At 40.1% G+C, this 262-nt stretch carries 1 protein-coding gene; it reads left to right on the top strand.

What is annotated here, in order from left to right; translation table 11 throughout:
* The coding region (locus EXE10_RS21325; RefSeq protein ID WP_130114625.1) for an IS6 family transposase at positions 1-262 on the top strand (262 nt) is incomplete at both ends.

The following is a 262-nucleotide window of genomic DNA, read 5'->3' as shown; positions in this document are numbered from 1 at the left end:
ACGCTGGTATTGTAAATATGGCATCAGCTATCGTGAACTTCAGGAAATGCTTTCCGAACCCGGTGTAAATGTTAATCACACTACTATTTACCGTTGGGTTCAACGTTATGCTCCTGAAATAGAAAAACGCTTACGCTGGTATTGGCGTAATCCTACACATCTCGGCACATGGCATATTGATGAAACTTATGTAAAAGTGAATGGAAGATGGTTTTATCTGTATCGTGCAGTCGATCAACGTGGCTTTACCATTGATTTTTAC

This window comes from Acinetobacter sp. WCHAc060033 (genome assembly GCF_004209125.1).
In the GTDB taxonomy this organism is placed as follows: domain Bacteria; phylum Pseudomonadota; class Gammaproteobacteria; order Pseudomonadales; family Moraxellaceae; genus Acinetobacter; species Acinetobacter wuhouensis.
This window is presented reverse-complemented; position numbering and strand designations above follow the sequence as displayed.